Below are 18,091 nucleotides of genomic sequence, written 5' to 3' on the forward strand. Positions count from 1 at the left end.
CCCGCCCGCCGGCTGACGAAGATCGGTCGCGAGATCGCACGCCTCCCGATCGACCCCCGGTTCGCGCGCATGCTCATCGAGGCGCGCCGGCTCGACGTGCTCGACCCCGTGCTGGCGATCGTGGCGGGCCTCTCGATCCAAGACGTGCGCGAGCGCCCGTCCGCCGAAGACGGCGCGGCGCGCGAGCAGGCCGACCGCATGCACGCGCGGTTCGCCGATCCGACGAGCGACTTCCTGCCCCTCCTGAACCTCTGGAACCACCTGCAGACCGGCCAGCGCGAGCTCGGGTCGAGTGCCTTCCGGCGCCTCTGCCGGACGGAGTTCCTGAACTACGTGCGCGTGCGGGAGTGGTTCGACGTGCACCGGCAGCTGCGTCAGCTGCTCGGCGTGAAGGGTCGCGGCGCGGCCGCGGAGACCGGAGACGGCGCGGCCGCCGACCCCGCACTCGTCCACCGCGCGATGCTGGCGGGGCTCCTCTCGCACATCGGCGTGCTCGACACCCGCTCGCTCGCGAAGACGAAGCCCGGCGACAAGCGGAAGGCCCTCGCGACCTACCGCGGCGCGCGCGGAGCGGCGTTCGCGATCTTCCCCGGGTCGGCGCTGCGCAAGGCCTCCCCCGACGCCGTCATGGCCGCCGAGCTCGTCGAGACCTCGCGCCTCTATGCCCGCACCGTCGCCGCGATCGATCCCGCGTGGGCCGAAGAGCTCGCCGGCGACCTCGCGCACCGCCAGCTGAGCGACCCGCACTGGTCGAAGGATGCCGGGGCCGCCGTCGCCGCCGAGAAGGTCACCCTCTTCGGGGTCGAGATCATCCCGCGGCGCCGGGTGCAGCTCGCCCGCATCGACCAGCCGCTCGCGCGAGAGCTGTTCCTGCGCCACGCACTCACCGACGGCGAGTGGAACTCCAGCCACCTCGACAAGAAGCTCACCGGGTTCGAGCGGCGGAACCTCGAGCTCCGCCGCCGCCTCGAGAAGGTCGAGGAGCGCGAGCGGCGCCGGGACATCCTCGTCGGCGACGAAGCGGTGTTCGCCTTCTACGACCAGCGCGTGCCCGCCGACGTGTACGACGCGCGCTCGTTCGAGCGGTGGTGGCGGGAGGCATCCGCCCGCACGCCGCGCCTGCTCGACATGACGGAGGTCGACCTGAAGGGCGACGCCGCGGGCTCCGATGACCGCGCATTCCCGGGCCGGTGGGAGCAGGGCGACCAGGTGCTCTCGCTGGCCTATCGGTTCGAGCCGGGCGATCCCGAGGACGGCGTCAGCGTCGTCGTGCCGCTGCCGCTTCTCGCGGGCTCTCGCCGGAGGGTTTCGACTGGCAGGTGCCGGGCATGCGGGCAGAGCTCATCACGGCGCTCCTGCGCGCGCTGCCGAAGGCGATCCGGCGCCACGTGGTGCCGGCGGCGGACTGGGCCGCGACACTCGGCGACGAGCTCGCCGGCGAAGGGCCCGAGCACCATCGCGGGCTCCCCGCGCTGCCGCTCCGGGCGGCGCTCGCCCGGCGCATCCAGCGCGTCGCGAACCAGCCTGTGACCCCGGACGACTTCGAGATGGACCGGGTGCCCGGCCATCTCGTGATGACCTTCCGCGCCGTCGACCACCGGGGCCGCACCGTCGGCACCTCGCGCGACCTCGTCGAGCTGCAGCAGCGGCTCGCCGGTCGGGCGCGCGAGCAGGTCGCCCGCTCGCTCGCGCGGCCCGCGCCCGGACCCGTCGCGGAGGCCGGGACGGCGCGCCCCGGCGGAGCGCCACCGGCCGCATCATCCGCGATCGGCGGCAGCGGCGGCGTCGCCGAGCGTTCCGGCATCACCACATGGGACGTGGGCACTCTCCCCGCTGTCGTCGACACCCGCGTCGCGGGCGGCGTGGTGCGCGGCTACCCGGCGCTGGTCGACGAGAAGGATGCCGTGGCGCTGCGCATCGAGTCGACCCCCGAGCGCGCCGCGCGCCTCGCCCACGCGGGCGTGCGGCGCCTGCTGCTGCTCGCCGTCCCGTCGCCGAGCGCCTACGTCCTCGATCACCTGACCGCCGCCGAGAAGCTCTCGCTCGCCGCGTCGCCCTACTCGTCGGCGAAGGCGCTCATCGAAGACGCCCGGGTCGCGGTCGCCGACGCGGTGATGGCGCGGGTCGCTCCGGAGGGGGTCCGCACGCCGGAGCAGTTCGCGGCCGTCCGCGACGCCCTGTCCGCGGCCGTCGTCGACGAGCTGTTCCAGGCGGTGTCGCTCACCGCCCGCATCCTCACACTGCACCGCGACGTCGAGCGCGCCGTGAAGGGGCAGAACTCGATGACGCTCCTCGCCGCCCTCGGCGACGTCAAGGCGCAGCTGGCCGGTCTCGTCTTCCCCGGGTTCGTCGCCCGCACCGGCCTTGCGCGCCTCGCCCACCTGCCCCGGTACCTGCAGGGTGCCCTCTCGCGGGTCGAGGCCCTCGCCGACAGTCCGGTGCGCGACCGCCAGCGGATGACCGAGTTCGAACGCGCCGCCGCGGCCTACGCCGATGCGGGTGGCGCGCTTCCGCTCGACGCCGACGCCGCCGCAACGCTCGCGCACGCACGCTGGCTGCTCGAGGAGTACCGGGTGAGCCTGTTCGCCCAGCAGCTCGGCACGGCCGAACCGGTCTCACTGCAGCGGATCACGAAGGCCCTCGCCGCGACGACCTGATCGCGTCGTAGGGTGGGTCAATCATGGGCACTGCAATCGCATACACCGAGCTCGGAGGGCCGGAGGTCCTCACCGTCATCGACATCGACGTCCCCGCGCCCGGGCCGGGCGAGGTCGCCGTCCGCGTCGAAGCGGTCGGCGTGAACCCGCTCGACCTGAAGCTGCGGGCGGGCCTGCGCCCCTCCCCGCCGATCACCGAGCCGCGCCGGGTCGGGTCGGATGCCGCGGGCGTGGTCACCGCCGTCGGCGACGGCGTCGAAGGCTACCGGCCGGGCGATGCGGTCATCGTCACGGGCGCGCAGGGCGCCTACGCCACCGATCTCGTCGTGCCCGCCGCGCACGTCGTCCGCCGCCCCGAAGGGGTGAGCGCCGCCCAGGGCGCAGCCCTCGGCATCCCCGTCGGCACGGCCTACCAGACGGTGCGCTCGCTCGCGATCGGCCCGGACGACACGGTGCTCGTGCACGCGGCATCCGGTTCGGTCGGTCAGGCCGTGGTGCAGTTCGCGCGGCTGTACGGCGCCACCGTGCTCGGCACGACGAGCGACCGGCGCGCCGACGGATATAGGGCGGGTTGCCGATCACGACGGAATAGCGCGCTTCCGGCTCGACGAGGAAGAAGTCGTTGACAGTCAGGTGGGGCCTTCCGCCGGCCGCCGCCACCCGCTCACCTGCGACGCGAGCGCTATGCGGGTGGATCTCGACCCCATCGACGCGTGGCGCTTCGTGCCCGCGCTCGCGAAGTCGTCGCACGGCCTGAACCAAGAACGCTGCATCGCCCGCAGACGGCTCCAACACGGAGTCTTCCGCGGTTCGAATGGCCCAGTCCGTGATGTAGCGGGTGATCGCGTCCGGGGTAAAGAACGCGCCTCGGGCCTTGCGCGCCTCTGCCGTGTCAGCTGCGATCACTACGGGTTCGGACATGCAATCATCCTGCCTCACGGTCTATCAACGATTCCGTATGCGACCGCTCTCCGCGAACTCGATGGTCCGTGCGGATACCGGCTCTTCGGACTTTAGGGGCTCTGCGCATTCTGGGTGGGGTGAGGCGCTCGGGCGTGGCGTGACGGGGTGAGGTGGGTCGAGGCCCGGAGGATCGGTAGCGACCAAGCAACCTGTTCGTCCGGAGACCTCGACCCGTGCCTGATGCTACGCGCTGCGCCGCCGCGCGCCCATGTTCTGCTGTCTACTGTGATCGCTGCGACCTGCTCGTCGGACTCGACGGGCTCCGGGTGGCCGGGGTCGAGCGTCGCGGCGATGGCGTGCTCGTGATCGATGCCGAGTCGCCGCCGGGTCCGGTCGGCTGCCCTGAGTGCGGAGTGGTCGCGGAGTCGGCGGGACGGAAGGTGCTCGTTCTGACGGACGCCCCGATGGGCGGTACTCCGGTTCGGGTCCGGTGGCGCAAGCGCCGCTGGCGGTGTCGCCAGGACGGGTGCGGGGTGCGCTCATTCACGGAGCAGAACCCGGCCGTCGCGGCGGCGAACAAAGCGCTGACGGCTCGCGCGGTGGCGTGGGCGGTGGTGCAGATGCGCCGCGAGAACGCGTCAGTGCGCGGTGTCGCTCGGCAGCTGCGCGTCGCGTGGCCGCACGGTCTGGACGCACGTGGAGGCCGAGTTACAGCGCCGCGAGCAGGACCCTGGCCGGTTCGATGGCGTCGAGGTGCTCGGCGTGGACGAGCACCTGTGGCATCACGTGTCCACGAAGCCCGTCGCCGACGGCGGGCGCGGTCCGAAGGAGCTGACCGGGATGGTCGACCTGACCCGAGACGCCACGGGACGCGTGCGGGCGCGACTGCTGGACCTGGTGCCAGGTCGATCCTCGAAGGCGTACGCAGACTGGATCAAGGAGCGGGACGAGCAGTTCCGTGCCGGGGTGAAGATCGCAGCTCTTGACCCGTTCGCCGGCTACAAGAAGGCCCTCGACGACGAACTCGACGACGCGACCGCGGTGCTGGACGCGTTCCACGTCGTCAAGCTCGGCACCGCCGCGGTTGATGACGTCCGTCGCCGCGTCCAGCAAGACACCCTCAGCCATCGCGGCCGCAAGGGAGATCCGCTCTACGGGATCCGCAACATCCTCCGCGCCGGACGGGAGCGCCTCACCGACAGGCAGCGGTCCCGGCTCGACGCGGCGTTCGCGACGAGAGAGGAGCACGTTGAAGTTGAAGTCGCCTGGCACGCCGCCCAGCAGCTCCGCGACGCCTACCGGCACCCCAACCTGGTCGAAGGGCACAAGATCGCCGAGAAGGTTCTCGAATCGTTCCCGTCCTGCCCGATCCCCGAAATCGCCCGCCTCGGCCGCACCCTCACCCAGTGGCGAGCCGCGTTCCTGGCCTACTGGGCGACAGGACGCTCATCCAACGGAGGCACCGAGGCCGTGAACGGGCTCATCGAACCTGGATCGTGTCACCGTCGGGTGATTTCGCGGGTTGAGGATCGTTGAGGCTTGATTTTCCGGGGGTGCTGGTGCCTCGTGCGGGGCACTAATGGCGTCGATCTAGATGTACTGACCTCGACCGTTGTTGATTCGGTCGATGGGGGTTTTGCCTCCGATGCCGAGGTGGTGCCTGTCTAGGTTGTAGTAGTCGAGCCAGGTCGTCAACCCTGCTTTTCGGTCGTCGTTCGAGCTCCAGGGGCGGGCGTAGGCCCACTCGGTGGCGAGGGTGCGGTTGAGGCGTTCGACTTTCCCGTTGGTCCAGGGGCAGTGCGGTTTGATGAACCGCTGTCGGATGCCGTGCGCGTCGACCACGGCCTTGAACGCGGCCGAGTGGCGGTAAGCGAACGCGTTGTCGCTGATGACGCGTTCGACTGTGACGCCGAGGCGCGCGTAGAACGCGATCGCGCGGTCGAGGACGCCCGCCGCGGTGGTGCCTTTCTCGTCGTCGTGGATCTCCGCGTAAGCAACTCGGGAATGGTCGTCGATGACGGTGTGCACGTAGTCGTAACCCAGGCCCCGCTTGCGCGCAGGACGTTGCCCGCGGCCATGCAGACGCCATCCGCCGCCGTCGGGGATACGGCCGAGTTTCTTCACATCAACGTGGATCAGGGACCCGGGATGATCATGCTCGTAACGCTGCGCGGATCGGCGGGTCGCGCGGATCACGGACCCCGTGACCGGGTCCAGCTCCCGCAGCAACGGCACGTGGTGGCGGCGCAACACCCTACCGACCGTTGAGGCCTGCAAGCCGAGCTTGTCAGCGATGAACACCGGCCCACGCCGAGTGAGGTGCCGCATGATCCGCACCCTCGCCTCCACGCACGCTTTGGTCTGGCGAGGGTGGGAGCGGGCGACGCTGGAACGATCGATCAGGCCCGCCGGGCCGCACTCCCGGAACCTGCGCCACCACCGCCACGCGGTCGTGCGGGAGATCCCCATTTCCGCGGCAACATGCGCGACCGCACGCCCCGACTGGATGCGCTGAACCATGATCAACCGGCCGGCCGGAGTCAGCCGGGCATTAGCGTGAGACAAGAGAGACCTCCGTGCGTTTGAGCTGAAGAACTTAGACAGCTCCAACTCGACCCCGGAGGTCTCTCCTACGTCAACAACGATCTGGGTCAGTACATCTAGACTCGCTCGGTGGGGTGGTTCGTGCGGAAGGTGCGCACCGCGTCGGGTGCGACGGCGGTGCAGATCGCGTCGAAGACCCGTGGTGTGCGGACGATCGTGGAGCACCTCGGCTCCGCGCACGACGATGAGCAGCTCGCGGTGCTGGTCGCGATCGCGCGGGAGCGGATCGCGGAGCTGGCCGGGCATGTCCCGTTCGATCTGGACGGGCTGGGCGCGACGCCGCCGGCCACGACCGCGCCGACGGTGACCGGGTCGAGGTCCAGGTTGTTGTGGGATGTCCTCGAGGACGCCTACGCCCGTCTCGGGTTCGACGCGGTCGGCAACGACACATTCAAGAAGCTGGTCCTGGCCCGCGTCGTCGAGCCGACCAGCAAGGCGGACACGCTGCGGGTGTGGGACGAGCTCGGTGTCCCGGGTGCGCCGTCGCTGTCGACCGTGTGGCGGACCCTCGCCCGCAGCGTTGAGCAGGACTGGCGGTCGAAGATCGCCGCCGCAGCCTACGCGCATGCGACCCGATCTGGCCCGCTCACCGTCGTGCTCTACGACGTCACCACCCTCTACTTCGAGGCGGAGCGTGAAGACAAGCTCCGCAAGGTCGGGATGAGCAAAGAGCGCCGCGTCGACCCGCAGATCCTCGTCGGCCTCCTCGTGGACCAGGGCGGGTTCCCCCTCGAAGTCCACGAGTTCGCGGGCAACAGGGGCGAGACCCTCACCCTGCTGCCCGTCCTCGACCAGTTCCGCGAACGTCACTCCGCGACCGAGGTCGTGGTCGTCGCGGACGCCGGCATGCTGTCCGCAGCGAACCTGAACCGGCTGGAGGACGCCGGGTTCGGTTTCATCGTCGGCTCCCGCACCTCCTCCGCGCCATACGATCTCGCCGAGCACTACGCGACCGTCGGGAACATCGTCACCGATGGGGAGACGGTCGAGACCACCCGAACCATGGGTGCGGGTGTGAACGCGCGGGAGCGGCGAGTGGTGTGGCAGTACTCCCACAAGCGGAAGATCCGCGACAACATCACGTTGAACAAGCAGATCGAACGCGCCGAGCAGATCGCTGCCGGCACCCGCCCGGCGAAGAAGGACCGGTTCGTCACCCTCGGCACGGGGCCCGGCGTGAACTGGGCAAGAGTCGAGAAGGCCCGCGAATACATCGGCCTCAAGGGGTACGTCACCAACCTCAGCACCGCGACGGCTTCCGCTGCAGAGATCGTGGCGGCCTACCATGACCTGTTCCAGGTCGAGGCGACGTTCCGGATGGCAAAGACCGACCTGCGGGCGAGGCCGATGTTCGCGTCGACCGCGGACTCGATCCACGCGCACCTCACCGTCGTGTTCTGCGCTCTCGCGATCAGCCGGCACCTCTACAAGACCACCGGCGTGACGGTCCGCCGTATCGTCCGCGCGCTGCGCCCGCTGCGTGACGTCACGATCACCATCGACGGACACGAACTCACCGCGACCACCCCGCCAACGGGGGAAGCCGCCGACATCATCGCCGCACTCCGGCCGGGCGTGGGGCACTAATCTGACACGATCCAGGTCGAACTCGCCCGCCGGATCGCCCGCGGCTTCACCAACTACGACAACTACCGACTCCGCATGCTCCTGATCGCCGGCGGACTTGACCCCCTCACCCCCACCTAGAATGCGCAGAGCCGTCAAACCTAATGAGGTTGGTCGCATTCATTTCAGTTTCGACAAGGATGGTCGGCGACTCATTGTGAACCACGTGGCGCTCAAGCTATACGGGATCTAAGTCTCCGCGAGCCTGCGCCGAGTTGGGCGCACTGCCGAGACACAGAGTCTAGGCAGCACGCTCCTGACCGTACGCGCTGTGGAACACATCGCCTGCGACTGAAACGAGCGCATTGCAGAGGCGATTCCAATCGATCTCCTCAGACTCCACAGGAGCTAGCGCCGGCCGATAGTGCACGATTCGATTACGCAGGTCATATACGGCTTTGCCGGCCGCCGACGCCAGATTCGTGTCTTTGTACAGCGGGACGTTCAGGCATTCGCAGACCTCTCGCAGGTCGTCAACTTGAGCGAATGCGAGCACGACATTCAGGCTGGACGCTTCTAACGGACGCCAAGACATCTCCTTCTCCAGGATCTCAGCGATCTCCTGCCACTCGTGCTCGATCGAAAGACCTTGTTTGAGCTTCGTGGCTTTGTCGTGCGCGTAGGTAGCTTCGACGCACCGGTAGAGGCTCATGAAGAGGCTTCGCGGATCCAGATCCAAAGTCGAACGGCAAAGCTCCTTGTACGGGAGAAGATCGACGTTCGCGTCTGCAAGAGCGCATAGGCGATCCGCAAGCTCGCTCTCGATCCAAGATCCTCCATTCCGCGACTCTTCCGAGCTGATGCTGAGGAAGATCGGCCAGATGAGTTCGTCATCAATCGGCTCGGCACTGGCGAATACCCGAACCGGCGGGAACAAGGCCACGATCTGCGTGTTGTCGTGCCCGTGATACTTGGGGTTTGAGCTGCGGCTGTCCGCGGCTACGACGTTGTACACCTCGGCGGCCGAGGCGCTTGGCGAGACTGGCAGTTCGGTCAGCAAACAGACGTCGTAGCCTTGGATGTCCTCGAGCAGATCGAACCCCGGGTCATCCACCTCGTAGTCGAAACCGATGGTCGCGACATAGTGCTGCTCGTTGACCTCAAGCCACGCAAGATGACGGAATCGCCCAAAGCTCATGTGGCTACGCAGTACCGCAGTTTTGAGTACCTCGTCCGCCTCCGGGTTCGCATGCACCCATCGTGGGGCTGACGGATCAGGGACTGGGAACTCCCGTTGGCGGGCGAACTCGGTGAGCCGCCCGAACAATGTCGTGTTCGCGGCGATCATGTTCCGGACCACGTCAGCTCGCTCGCCAGCACTGCTCCAAGTTCGCGACCGCGAAATCCTCCTCGATCAGAACCTTGAATGCTTCGGTGAATACTCCACGCTCATATCGGCCCACCTGACCAACCCGCCGATCGAGAAGTTCCTGCAGAACATCGGTCTTCAAGAACGCACCGAGGTCGTCAGGACTCATATTGTCCAAGCGAGAAATCAGGCCACTCGCCGATCGGTCCAGCTCCGCCAGTCGAGCCACCCGCTCTTCCTGCGGCCGGTCGGCCCCCGGGCGACCGAGAACAGCGATCCCAAGTGCCACGATGAAGCCAACACGTGCGGGCTGGCGATCGAAGATGACACGTCCGCTTGGGATTTCCGTGTCACCCTCGAAGCGCGAGAAGGCCTTGTCTAATTGGCTGAGCATCGAGAGGACTCCGTAGAACTGGTCCTGGAACCCCTCGTTCGCGAGGTTATCGACGAAGTCCAGGCGTGAGAACTCGTCTGACAATGCCTCCTTTGTGTCAACGGCGGATTTCCGCAACGAGAACGCAATGTACAGCTCGACGAGTGCGTCGCTCGAGTACTGAGCGGGTCCGACTCGACGCCCGGGCTGGTCTGGGGTCGAGATCTTGTCGATCTCCGGCACTTTCTCCTTGATCTCAGAGAGGAGGGGAGCGTAGACGACGGATAGCTGTCGACTTATCGTCCAGGGCACCTGGCCCGTGTTCAAGATGAGCATGCGGTAGATCATTGCTCGCACATTGTTGGTCAGCCAGAACTCGACTCTCACGGTTCCAGCGCCCAACTCCGGTCGATCGGCGAAGGCCTCTTGGAGAGCCGCGGTGCGCTGCATGCCGTCAATAATCGAGAGGTTTGAACGATCCTCCGGCAAGAACTCAAGGGGGTCGCCGGCATCTTCTCCTGGCGGCAGGGCCTCGAAGTCCGATACGGGCAGCACAGCTCCGATGACGACTGGCGGAAGCATGGCACCCTTCTTCAGGTCCTCGACCATTCGGTCACGAATCCGCTTTGCAGTCGTGGTCGCCATCACGCCACGCTGACCAGACAATCCGCCTTGAGCTGCGTGGGCTTCGCTCGCGAGATCCAGATAGTCGCGAACTGTCATTGTCGTCATGAAGGACCAGCAGGAGGTCCGCTTGTCGAACATCCAGTCGTTTGTCATGCCACTCCGATCGCTGCGTCCGGCACAGGTCCGCGCCAGCACGATCCTGTTGCCCACGCCCGGGGCCGATTACTGGCTCTTCACGATTGAGGGTGTAGCGCGGGTCTGAATCCTCCGGCTTCGAGCAGCGACCGGGCGATGTAGTGGGTGAGGTTGCGGAAGCCGAGCGCTGAGCCGCGGAGGTGTTCGAGCCGCCCGTTGATCGCCTCCGTCGGCCCGTTGGACGTGCCGGGGCGGTCGAAGAACGCGAGGATGTCGACGGCACGCTGTGTCATGGTGCGACCGAGTTTGCGGATCTCGACCAGCGCCGCGGGGACCCCTGTGGTGATCGCATCGATCACGGACTGCATCATCTCCTTGGCCTTCTTCTTGTCGGGCTCCCGGTAGGCGGCGACGATGCGCTGGTAGATGCCCCAAGTCGCTTCGACCTCGACGTGCTCCTCACTCGCGAACACCGCGTCCAGTCGAACGCGCTGCCGGTCGGTGAGCAGGTCCGCGCCGGTGTGCAGGGTGCGGCGGGCCTTGTAGAGCGGGTCGTTCTTCATCCCGCGGCGCCCGAACAGGTCTTGCTGGACGCGCCTGCGGCACTGGTCCAACGCGTCGCCGGCGAGGCGGACGACGTGGAAGGGATCCATGACCGGGACGGCGTCGGGGAGTTCTTCGGCGGCGGCGGTCTTGAAGCCTGCGAACCCGTCCATCGCGACGACTTCGATCTGCTTGCTCCACTCGGTCGGCCGCGCCGCGAGCCACTGCTTGAACACCGCCTTCGAGCGTCCCTCGATCATGTCCAGCAGTCGTGCGGGACCCGTCTTCTCACGGGCTGGGGTGAGGTCGATGATCACGGTCACGTACTTGTCGCCGACCCTGGTGTGACGCCAGACGTGCTCGTCAACGCCGATCGTGGTCACCCCATCGAACCGGGCAGGGTCCTCGATGAGTCGGCGCTTGCCCTCGGCGAGCACCGCGGTGTTCGCGGCGCTCCAGGACACCCCGAGGCCCGCGGCGACACGGGTCACGGTGAGGTGGTCGATGACGACGCCCCGCAACGCCCACTCCACGCCGAGGCGGGAGATCTTCGCCCGCGGCGCCGCCGCGTTCGTCATGTCCTGCCGCCACGCCCGTCGGCAGTGCGCGCACCGGTACCGGCGCACCCGCACCAGCAGCGTCGTCGGCCGATGCCCGAACGGCTCATGCGCGAGCCGACGCGTCACTGTGTCTCTCGGCACGCCCTCCGACCCGCACCTCCGGCACCACGGGTCCGTCTCGACTGGCCGGCACTCGATCGTCGCCCGATCCGGCTCGATCAACTGGCCCACGGCGACGAGCCCGAGCTCATCGAGGCGGCAGAACGTCGTCAGGTCAGGGGTCGCGAACGTAGGGTGGAGCACGTCGAGGTCTTTCGGCGATGGTGAGCGTGAAGAACTTCCATCATCCGGGAGACCTCGACCCCTACCCGGCCACCGACGCGCTCAACCGACTACACCCTCGTTCGTGAAGAGCCGCTTTAGGCGACGGAACTCCGGTCGAGACTCGAGAGCTCGCGATCAGAGACCGCTTCCAGACGATCAACCAGAGCCTCTGCTCCAAAGTCGCGCACGTACTCCATCTCCGCATCCGTAATGGGGACAACCTGGAGCCACTCGATCTGTACGTTTTCGAATACCAGGCCAGAGAATTCCGCCTCCCAGAAAAAGGGATACCACATGAATGCGTGCGGAGTAGTCACTGGGGTATCATAGCCTTCGAATACGGACGGAAATACGGTTCCAGGCTTGCATCGATATTCACCACCGCCCACGTTGAAAGCGCACGTAGCCAAAGCCTGTGCTACGAAGCCCCAACCCTCGCCACCCGCCGAAACCAACTCAACCCGTAGCGGACTACCCTCAGCTGTGACCAGCTGGTTATCAAACTCGCTCATGCCAACGGTGCCATAAGAGGTCAGCCCCTGTGACGGGGTATTGGCACGCTCAAGAACATGAACCCGCAAGTCACCCTCATCTTGGCCGTACTCGAAAACCTCGCCACGGCCACCGAACCGTTCGGCCAAGTACTTCGCTACCGCAATACCCTGGGGACTAGCCATGGTTCAATTTTACCCGATTCTATTCGCTTTTCCTATTGGCCCGATTCACGGACGAAAGAACTCATCAGTCTTGTTCTCGAGGCGATGACTCCTATTGCTAGGCGGGAGTTCAGGACGGAAATGCGACGGATTATTGTATTCGTCCAGGAATTCTCGGCGGCTTATGCCTCGCTCCCGCGCCGAGATCTGATGCTTCCAGAACTCGTGCCCCGGCTTGTGCCCCGCATCCCACGCGGAGCCCTCGGGAATTCGCCTCTGTGTCAGGGGGTCCCAGACAACGCCGTCGGCCGGGTCCTTGGCATTATTCCAGATGTCCTCTCGAACGGACTTACGTAGCCGGGATGGTCGCGCGTATGGATCCGATACGGTTCGGCGCGGGACAGCTCTCCCGGACTTCACGGCCCCTGTCGTGGCACGGACAGCACTAGCTGAGCTCCGCCCTGCTGCACCAGCAACCTCGAGTCCCGCCTTCATCCCTTTACCGGCTCTTCGGACTTTAGGTGGGGGTGGGTGATGTGCGGGGCCGCGTGGTGACGGGGTGGGGCGGGTCGAGGCCCCGAGGATCGGTAGCGACCAAGCTTCCTTTCCGTTCGGAGACCTCGACCCGTGCCCGATGCTACGGGGTGCGCCGCTGCGTGCCCGTCTTCTGCTGTCTACTGTGATCGCTGCGATGTGCTCGTCGGCCTCGGCGGGCTGCACGTGGTGGCTGTCGAGCGCTGCCGCGACGGCGTGCTCCTGATCGACGTCGAGTCCCCGCCGGGGCCGGTCGGGTGCCCGGGGTGCGGGCAGGTCGCCGAGTCGCGGGGCCGGAAGGCGCTCGTGCTGGTCGATGCGCCGATGAGCGCCGCTGCGGTGCGGGTCCGGTGGCGCAAGCGCAGGTTCCGGTGCGCTGATGAGGCGTGCCCGAGGGAGTCGTTCACCGAGCAGAACGCTCTGGTCGCCGCGCCTCGCGCCAAGGTCACGGCCCGAGCGGTGATCTGGGCGGTGGGGCAGATGCGGAGGGAGAACGCGTCGGTGCAGGGCGTCGCCCGCCAGCTCGGGGTGTCGTGGCGCACGGTCTGGCGACACGTCAGGCCGGTGCTCGAGACGCGCGCCGCGGACGAGTCCCGCTTCGACGGGGTCACCACGCTCGGCGTCGACGAGCACCTCTGGCACCACGTGTCCACCAGACCCGTCGCCGATGGCGGGCGGGGTCCGAAGGAACTGACCGGGATGGTCGACCTGTCGCGCGATGCGTCCGGGCGGGTGAGGGCCCGCCTGCTGGACCTCGTGCCCGGGCGCAGCGCGAAGGCCTACGCCGACTGGCTGCAAGAGCGCGGGCAGGAGTTCCGCGACGGGGTGCAGGTCGCGACGCTGGACCCGTTCGCCGGCTACAAGAAGGCCCTCGACGACGAGCTCGACGATACCGTCGCGGTGCTCGACGCGTTCCACGTCGTCAAGCTCGGCACCACCGCGGTCGATGAGGTCCGCCGCCGCGTCCAGCAAGACACCCTCGGGCACCGCGGACGCAGAGGTGATGCGCTCTACGGGATCCGCAACATCCTCCGCGCCGGGCAGGAACGACTCACCGACCGGCAGAAGGCCCGGCTCGATGCCGCGTTCACGCAGCGCGAGGAGCACGTCGAGGTCGACGTCGCCTGGCAGGCCGCGCAGCAACTCCGCGACGCCTACCGGCATGCCGACCTCGCCACCGGGCGCAAGATCGCCGAGCACGTGCTCGAATCGCTCCCGACCTGCCCGATCCCCGAGATCGCCCGACTCGGCCGCACCCTGCGTCAGTGGCGGGCCGCGTTCCTGTCCTACTGGGATACCGACCGGTCATCCAACGGCGGCACCGAGGCCGTGAACGGCCTCATCGAACTCGCCCGCCGCGTCGCCCGCGGCTTCCGCAACTACGACAACTACCGACTCCGCATGCTCCTCGCCGCCGGCGGCCTCACCCCATGACCCCCACCGGAAGTCCGAAGAGCCCCTTTACCCGCTGCGCCGATTAGTTTGCCGCCGGGGACGATCGCGAGCATGGCGGCGAGGGCGAACTCCCCACCGCCAATGTCACCCTCTTACCAGGCCATGAGGCTGTCGGCGAGCAGGAGCGCCCCGCCGATGGCGAGGATTGCGAGCGCGGCTCCTCCGGAGAGGACGATCGCGGCGACGATGACCACGACGGTGACGACGGCGACGATGACTTCCCAGGCGTCGGAGTGGTAGATCGATTCCCACCAGTTGTCGGCGCGGACCCCTGCGTCTTTGGCTTGTTCGATCTGCGCGACGATGACCCGGGCGCCGTCTTCGTAGTCTGTCTTAGCTTCCTGGACGAGGCGCTTCGCGGCGTCAAGCCGAGCTTGAGCGTCGGCTTGGTCTCCGGATGCCTGGCTAACGGAGGTTGCTGCCGATGCGGCCCGATTGCGGGCTCTTCGGACTTTAGGTGGGGGTGGGTGATGTGCGGGGCCGCGTGGTGACGGGGTGGGGCGGGTCGAGGCCCCGAGGATCGGTAGCGATCAAGCTTCCTTTCCGTTCGGAGACCTCGACCCGTGCCCGATGCTACGGGGTGCGCCGCTGCGTGCCCGTCTTCTGCTGTCTACTGTGATCGCTGCGATGTGCTCGTCGGCCTCGGCGGGCTGCACGTGGTGGCTGTCGAGCGCTGCCGCGACGGCGTGCTCCTGATCGACGTCGAGTCCCCGCCGGGGCCGGTCGGGTGCCCGGGGTGCGGGCAGGTCGCCGAGTCGCGGGGCCGGAAGGCGCTCGTGCTGGTCGATGCGCCGATGAGCGCCGCTGCGGTGCGGGTCCGGTGGCGCAAGCGCAGGTTCCGGTGCGCTGATGAGGCGTGCCCGAGGGAGTCGTTCACCGAGCAGAACGCTCTGGTCGCCGCGCCTCGCGCCAAGCTCACGGCCCGAGCGGTGATCTGGGCGGTGGGGCAGATGCGGAGGGAGAACGCGTCGGTGCAGGGCGTCGCCCGCCAGCTCGGGGTGTCGTGGCGCACGGTCTGGCGACACGTCAGGCCGGTGCTCGAGACGCGCGCCGCGGACGGGTCCCGCTTCGACGGGGTCACCACGCTCGGCGTCGACGAGCACCTCTGGCACCACGTGTCCACCAGACCCGTCGCCGATGGCGGGCGGGGTCCGAAGGAACTGACCGGGATGGTCGACCTGTCGCGCGATGCGTCCGGGCGGGTGAGGGCCCGCCTGCTGGACCTCGTGCCCGGGCGCAGCGCGAAGGCCTACGCCGACTGGCTGCAAGAGCGCGGGCAGGAGTTCCGCGACGGGGTGCAGGTCGCGACGCTGGACCCGTTCGCCGGCTACAAGAAGGCCCTCGACGACGAGCTCGACGATACCGTCGCGGTGCTCGACGCGTTCCACGTCGTCAAGCTCGGCACCACCGCGGTCGATGAGGTCCGCCGCCGCGTCCAGCAAGACACCCTCGGGCACCGCGGACGCAGAGGTGATGCGCTCTACGGGATCCGCAACATCCTCCGCGCCGGGCAGGAACGACTCACCGACCGGCAGAAGGCCCGGCTCGATGCCGCGTTCACGCAGCGCGAGGAGCACGTCGAGGTCGACGTCGCCTGGCAGGCCGCGCAGCAACTCCGCGACGCCTACCGGCATGCCGACCTCGCCACCGGGCGCAAGATCGCCGAGCACGTGCTCGAATCGCTCCCGACCTGCCCGATCCCCGAGATCGCCCGACTCGGCCGCACCCTGCGTCAGTGGCGGGCCGCGTTCCTGTCCTACTGGGATACCGACCGGTCATCCAACGGCGGCACCGAGGCCGTGAACGGCCTCATCGAACTCGCCCGCCGCGTCGCCCGCGGCTTCCGCAACTACGACAACTACCGACTCCGCATGCTCCTCATCGCCGGCGGCCTCGACCCCACCACCCCCACCTAAAGTCCGAAGAGCCCGATTGCGGGCTTGCCGAACCTGCCAGTCGGTGGGGACGTTCACGCCGGCCGGGGGTGTCGCGTCGCGGTAGAGGTCGTAGAGGTTCTCGGTTCGTCTGAGGGTGCTCGATGCGCTGGATTGGGCGGCGAGGGCTGCGGCGAGAGCGTGCTGGGCAGCTTCCAGGTCTGCCTGCGCGGTGCGGGCTTGGTTCAGGCCGGTATCGGCGCGGGCCTGGGTGTCATCGATCGTCGATGCCCACCGGGTCATCGCGTCGCGGGCGATCCCGTAACTGTCGGTGCACTTTCGGGCGTCGTCAGGAAGGGAGTCGATCTTCGTGCGAAACGCGTCACCGGCCTGCCCGATCCAGATCCCGGATCGGGAGGTCGTGTTGATCGCCTCGACGATCGTGGACACCTCACTGGCGGTGGTCGCGATGCTCCCGTAGGCGCCCGAAAGCGCCCGCACACCCCAAGACTCCCCGGGGGTGGGGTCACCTCCGAGGTCAACGACATGCCAGTCCGTGGGCCGCGACATCGACTACATGCCGACGATCTCGGCGGCGAACGGCGGGTGCTCCCATTCCTCGTCGACGACCGGCACGACGTCGAGGTGCGCCATGAGCACGAGCGGATCCTCGCCGCCGCGCGCACCCGGCCACCGGTAGAGCAGCGAATGCCCGTCGACGACCTCGCGGGAGAGGGTCTCATGGGCGCGCGGGTACAGTCGCACGAGCGCGGCGAGGAAATCGTCGAACGGCTGCCACTGGATCTCGCTCTCGTCGGTGCGGGAGACGGTCGGGATCTGCAGGAGTTCGCGGAAGCGCGCGATCGCGGGCTCGTTCGTCGGGGTCACGCTCCGAGACTAAGGCGGCGACGCGGCTAGGCTCGACGCATGACCGACATCCGCTGGGGCATCCTCGCAACGGGCGGCATCGCGCACGCCTTCACCGCCGACCTCCGCACCGCGGGCCTCGACGTCGTCGCCGTCGGATCGCGCAGCGCCGAGTCGGCGCGCGCCTTCGCCGAGCAGTACGGCATCGCCCACGCACACGGCTCGTACGAGGCGCTCGTGGCCGACCCCGAGGTCGACATCGTCTACGTGGCATCCCCGCACAGCCACCACCTCGCCCACGCGACCCTCGCCCTCGAAGCCGGCAAGCACGTGCTCATCGAGAAGGCGGTGACCCTCGACGCCGACGAGGCGATCGCGCTGCGCGACCTCGCCGCCGCGCGCGGACGGCTCGTCATGGAGGCGATGTGGACGCGGTACCTGCCGCACATGGTGCGCGTCCGCGAGATCGTCGCGGCCGGCACCCTGGGCGAGGTGCGCACCGTCATCGCCGACCACACGCAGCGGATCTCCGACGATCCCGCGCACCGGCTGAACGCGCTCGAGCTCGGCGGCGGCGCCCTGCTCGACCTCGGCATCTACCCGGTCTCGTTCGCCGTCGACATCCTCGGCCCCATCGAATCGGCGCGCGCCGTCGGCCGCCTCGCCGAGACGGGCGCCGACTCCGACGTCGCGATCGCCGCAGTGCACGCCGGCGGCGGCCTGTCGTCGATCGCGATGAGCTCGCGTGCGGCCGGGCCCAACACGGCGCACGTGATCGGCACCGACGCCCGCATCGACATCGACCGCGTCTGGTACACGCCCACCTCGTTCCGGGTGACCGCGACCGACGGCACGGTGATCGAGGACTACACGAGCGCGTTCGCCGGCCGCGGCACGCAGTTCGAGGCGCTCTACGCGGAGCATCTCCTCCGCGAAGGCCGCACCGACAGCGACCTGCTACCCTTCGACGAGTCGATCGCGATCATGGCCACCCTCGACGACATCCGCGCCCAGCTCGGCGTCGTCTACCCGAAAGAGCGCTGA

The 18,091-nt window shown here is 68.1% G+C and carries 12 protein-coding genes and 4 pseudogenes; 7 read left to right on the plus strand and 9 right to left on the minus strand.

All coding sequences use genetic code 11. The features are described 5' to 3' along the window. Positions 1-2,657: pseudogene (locus FHX68_RS05630) on the plus strand (DUF3418 domain-containing protein); the annotation flags it as partial. A gap of 23 nt (positions 2,658-2,680) precedes the next feature. After that, a complete protein-coding gene (locus tag FHX68_RS15505) occupies positions 2,681-3,283 on the plus strand; it encodes a quinone oxidoreductase family protein (protein WP_141381171.1) in 603 nt (200 codons plus the stop codon). Here the strand turns inward: FHX68_RS15505 and FHX68_RS15510 are convergent. Next, positions 3,231-3,578 (minus strand): annotated as a pseudogene (locus FHX68_RS15510) (N-6 DNA methylase); the annotation flags it as partial. The gene FHX68_RS15505 and the pseudogene FHX68_RS15510 sit on opposite strands and share 53 nt — an antisense overlap. 215 nt (positions 3,579-3,793) lie before the next feature. Here FHX68_RS15510 and FHX68_RS16315 point away from each other — a divergent pair. Then, a pseudogene (locus tag FHX68_RS16315) lies at positions 3,794-5,096 on the plus strand (ISL3 family transposase). 54 nt (positions 5,097-5,150) lie between these two features. Here the strand turns inward: FHX68_RS16315 and FHX68_RS05650 are convergent. Beyond that, positions 5,151-6,125: an IS481 family transposase gene (locus tag FHX68_RS05650; RefSeq protein WP_141920012.1), complete on the minus strand. Its 975-nt coding sequence runs from the start codon at positions 6,123-6,125 to the stop codon at positions 5,151-5,153. A gap of 108 nt (positions 6,126-6,233) precedes the next feature. Between FHX68_RS05650 and FHX68_RS05655 the strand changes: the two genes are divergently transcribed. Further along, positions 6,234-7,751 carry an IS1634 family transposase gene (locus tag FHX68_RS05655; protein ID WP_141920091.1) on the plus strand — a complete coding sequence of 506 codons (1,518 nt, stop codon included), beginning with the start codon at positions 6,234-6,236 and terminating at the stop codon, positions 7,749-7,751. 280 nt (positions 7,752-8,031) lie between these two features. On the opposite strand, the gene FHX68_RS05660 is transcribed toward FHX68_RS05655, so the two are convergent. The 5 genes from FHX68_RS05660 to FHX68_RS16320 form a co-directional block, all read right to left on the minus strand. Next, positions 8,032-9,078 carry a hypothetical protein gene (locus tag FHX68_RS05660; RefSeq protein WP_141920100.1) on the minus strand — a complete coding sequence of 349 codons (1,047 nt, stop codon included), beginning with the start codon at positions 9,076-9,078 and terminating at the stop codon, positions 8,032-8,034. Positions 9,079-9,091: 13 nt separating this feature from the next. Then, entirely contained in the window at positions 9,092-10,252 is a 1,161-nt protein-coding gene (locus FHX68_RS15525; RefSeq protein ID WP_211345063.1) for a ParB N-terminal domain-containing protein, read from the minus strand. Positions 10,253-10,332: 80 nt separating this feature from the next. Next, the gene (locus FHX68_RS05670; protein WP_141920021.1) at positions 10,333-11,640 is read right to left on the minus strand and encodes an ISL3 family transposase; all 1,308 of its coding nucleotides are present in this window, start codon (positions 11,638-11,640) and stop codon (positions 10,333-10,335) included. A gap of 116 nt (positions 11,641-11,756) precedes the next feature. Then, positions 11,757-12,338 (minus strand): suppressor of fused domain protein, encoded by a 582-nt coding sequence (locus FHX68_RS05675; RefSeq protein WP_141381650.1) that lies wholly within the window; start codon positions 12,336-12,338, stop codon positions 11,757-11,759. A 45-nt stretch (positions 12,339-12,383) separates the two neighbouring features. Continuing rightward, the gene (locus tag FHX68_RS16320; RefSeq protein WP_141381649.1) at positions 12,384-12,812 is read right to left on the minus strand and encodes an HNH/ENDO VII family nuclease; all 429 of its coding nucleotides are present in this window, start codon (positions 12,810-12,812) and stop codon (positions 12,384-12,386) included. Between the two features lie 132 nt (positions 12,813-12,944). On the opposite strand from FHX68_RS16320, the gene FHX68_RS05685 reads away from it, so the two are divergent. Further along, a complete protein-coding gene (locus FHX68_RS05685; RefSeq protein WP_425325857.1) occupies positions 12,945-14,285 on the plus strand; it encodes an ISL3 family transposase in 1,341 nt (446 codons plus the stop codon). Positions 14,286-14,869: 584 nt separating this feature from the next. Beyond that, complete coding sequence (locus tag FHX68_RS05690; protein WP_425325858.1) at positions 14,870-16,222, plus strand: ISL3 family transposase; 1,353 nt, start codon at positions 14,870-14,872, stop codon at positions 16,220-16,222. 126 nt (positions 16,223-16,348) lie between these two features. On the opposite strand, the pseudogene FHX68_RS16255 reads toward FHX68_RS05690, so the two are convergent. Then, positions 16,349-16,750 (minus strand): annotated as a pseudogene (locus tag FHX68_RS16255) (putative T7SS-secreted protein); the annotation flags it as partial. A gap of 3 nt (positions 16,751-16,753) precedes the next feature. Continuing rightward, positions 16,754-17,068: a hypothetical protein gene (locus FHX68_RS05695; RefSeq protein ID WP_141380278.1), complete on the minus strand. Its 315-nt coding sequence runs from the start codon at positions 17,066-17,068 to the stop codon at positions 16,754-16,756. Positions 17,069-17,107: 39 nt separating this feature from the next. Here FHX68_RS05695 and FHX68_RS05700 point away from each other — a divergent pair, with 39 nt between their 5' ends. Continuing rightward, positions 17,108-18,091 carry a Gfo/Idh/MocA family protein gene (locus tag FHX68_RS05700; RefSeq protein WP_141380279.1) on the plus strand — a complete coding sequence of 328 codons (984 nt, stop codon included), beginning with the start codon at positions 17,108-17,110 and terminating at the stop codon, positions 18,089-18,091.

This window comes from Microbacterium lacticum, assembly GCF_006716815.1.
GTDB classification, from domain to species: Bacteria; Actinomycetota; Actinomycetes; order Actinomycetales; family Microbacteriaceae; genus Microbacterium; species Microbacterium lacticum.

Bases quoted from the DNA above. Each gene is read 5' to 3' on its own strand.
- FHX68_RS15505 (WP_141381171.1), top strand. From the start codon at position 2,681: ATGGGCACTGCAATCGCATACACCGAGCTCGGAGGGCCGGAGGTCCTC.
- FHX68_RS05660 (WP_141920100.1), bottom strand. From the start codon at position 9,078: ATGATCGCCGCGAACACGACATTGTTCGGGCGGCTCACCGAGTTCGCC.
- FHX68_RS15525 (WP_211345063.1), bottom strand. From the start codon at position 10,252: ATGACAAACGACTGGATGTTCGACAAGCGGACCTCCTGCTGGTCCTTC.
- FHX68_RS05675 (WP_141381650.1), bottom strand. From the start codon at position 12,338: ATGGCTAGTCCCCAGGGTATTGCGGTAGCGAAGTACTTGGCCGAACGG.
- FHX68_RS16320 (WP_141381649.1), bottom strand. From the start codon at position 12,812: ATGAAGGCGGGACTCGAGGTTGCTGGTGCAGCAGGGCGGAGCTCAGCT.
- FHX68_RS05700 (WP_141380279.1), top strand. From the start codon at position 17,108: ATGACCGACATCCGCTGGGGCATCCTCGCAACGGGCGGCATCGCGCAC.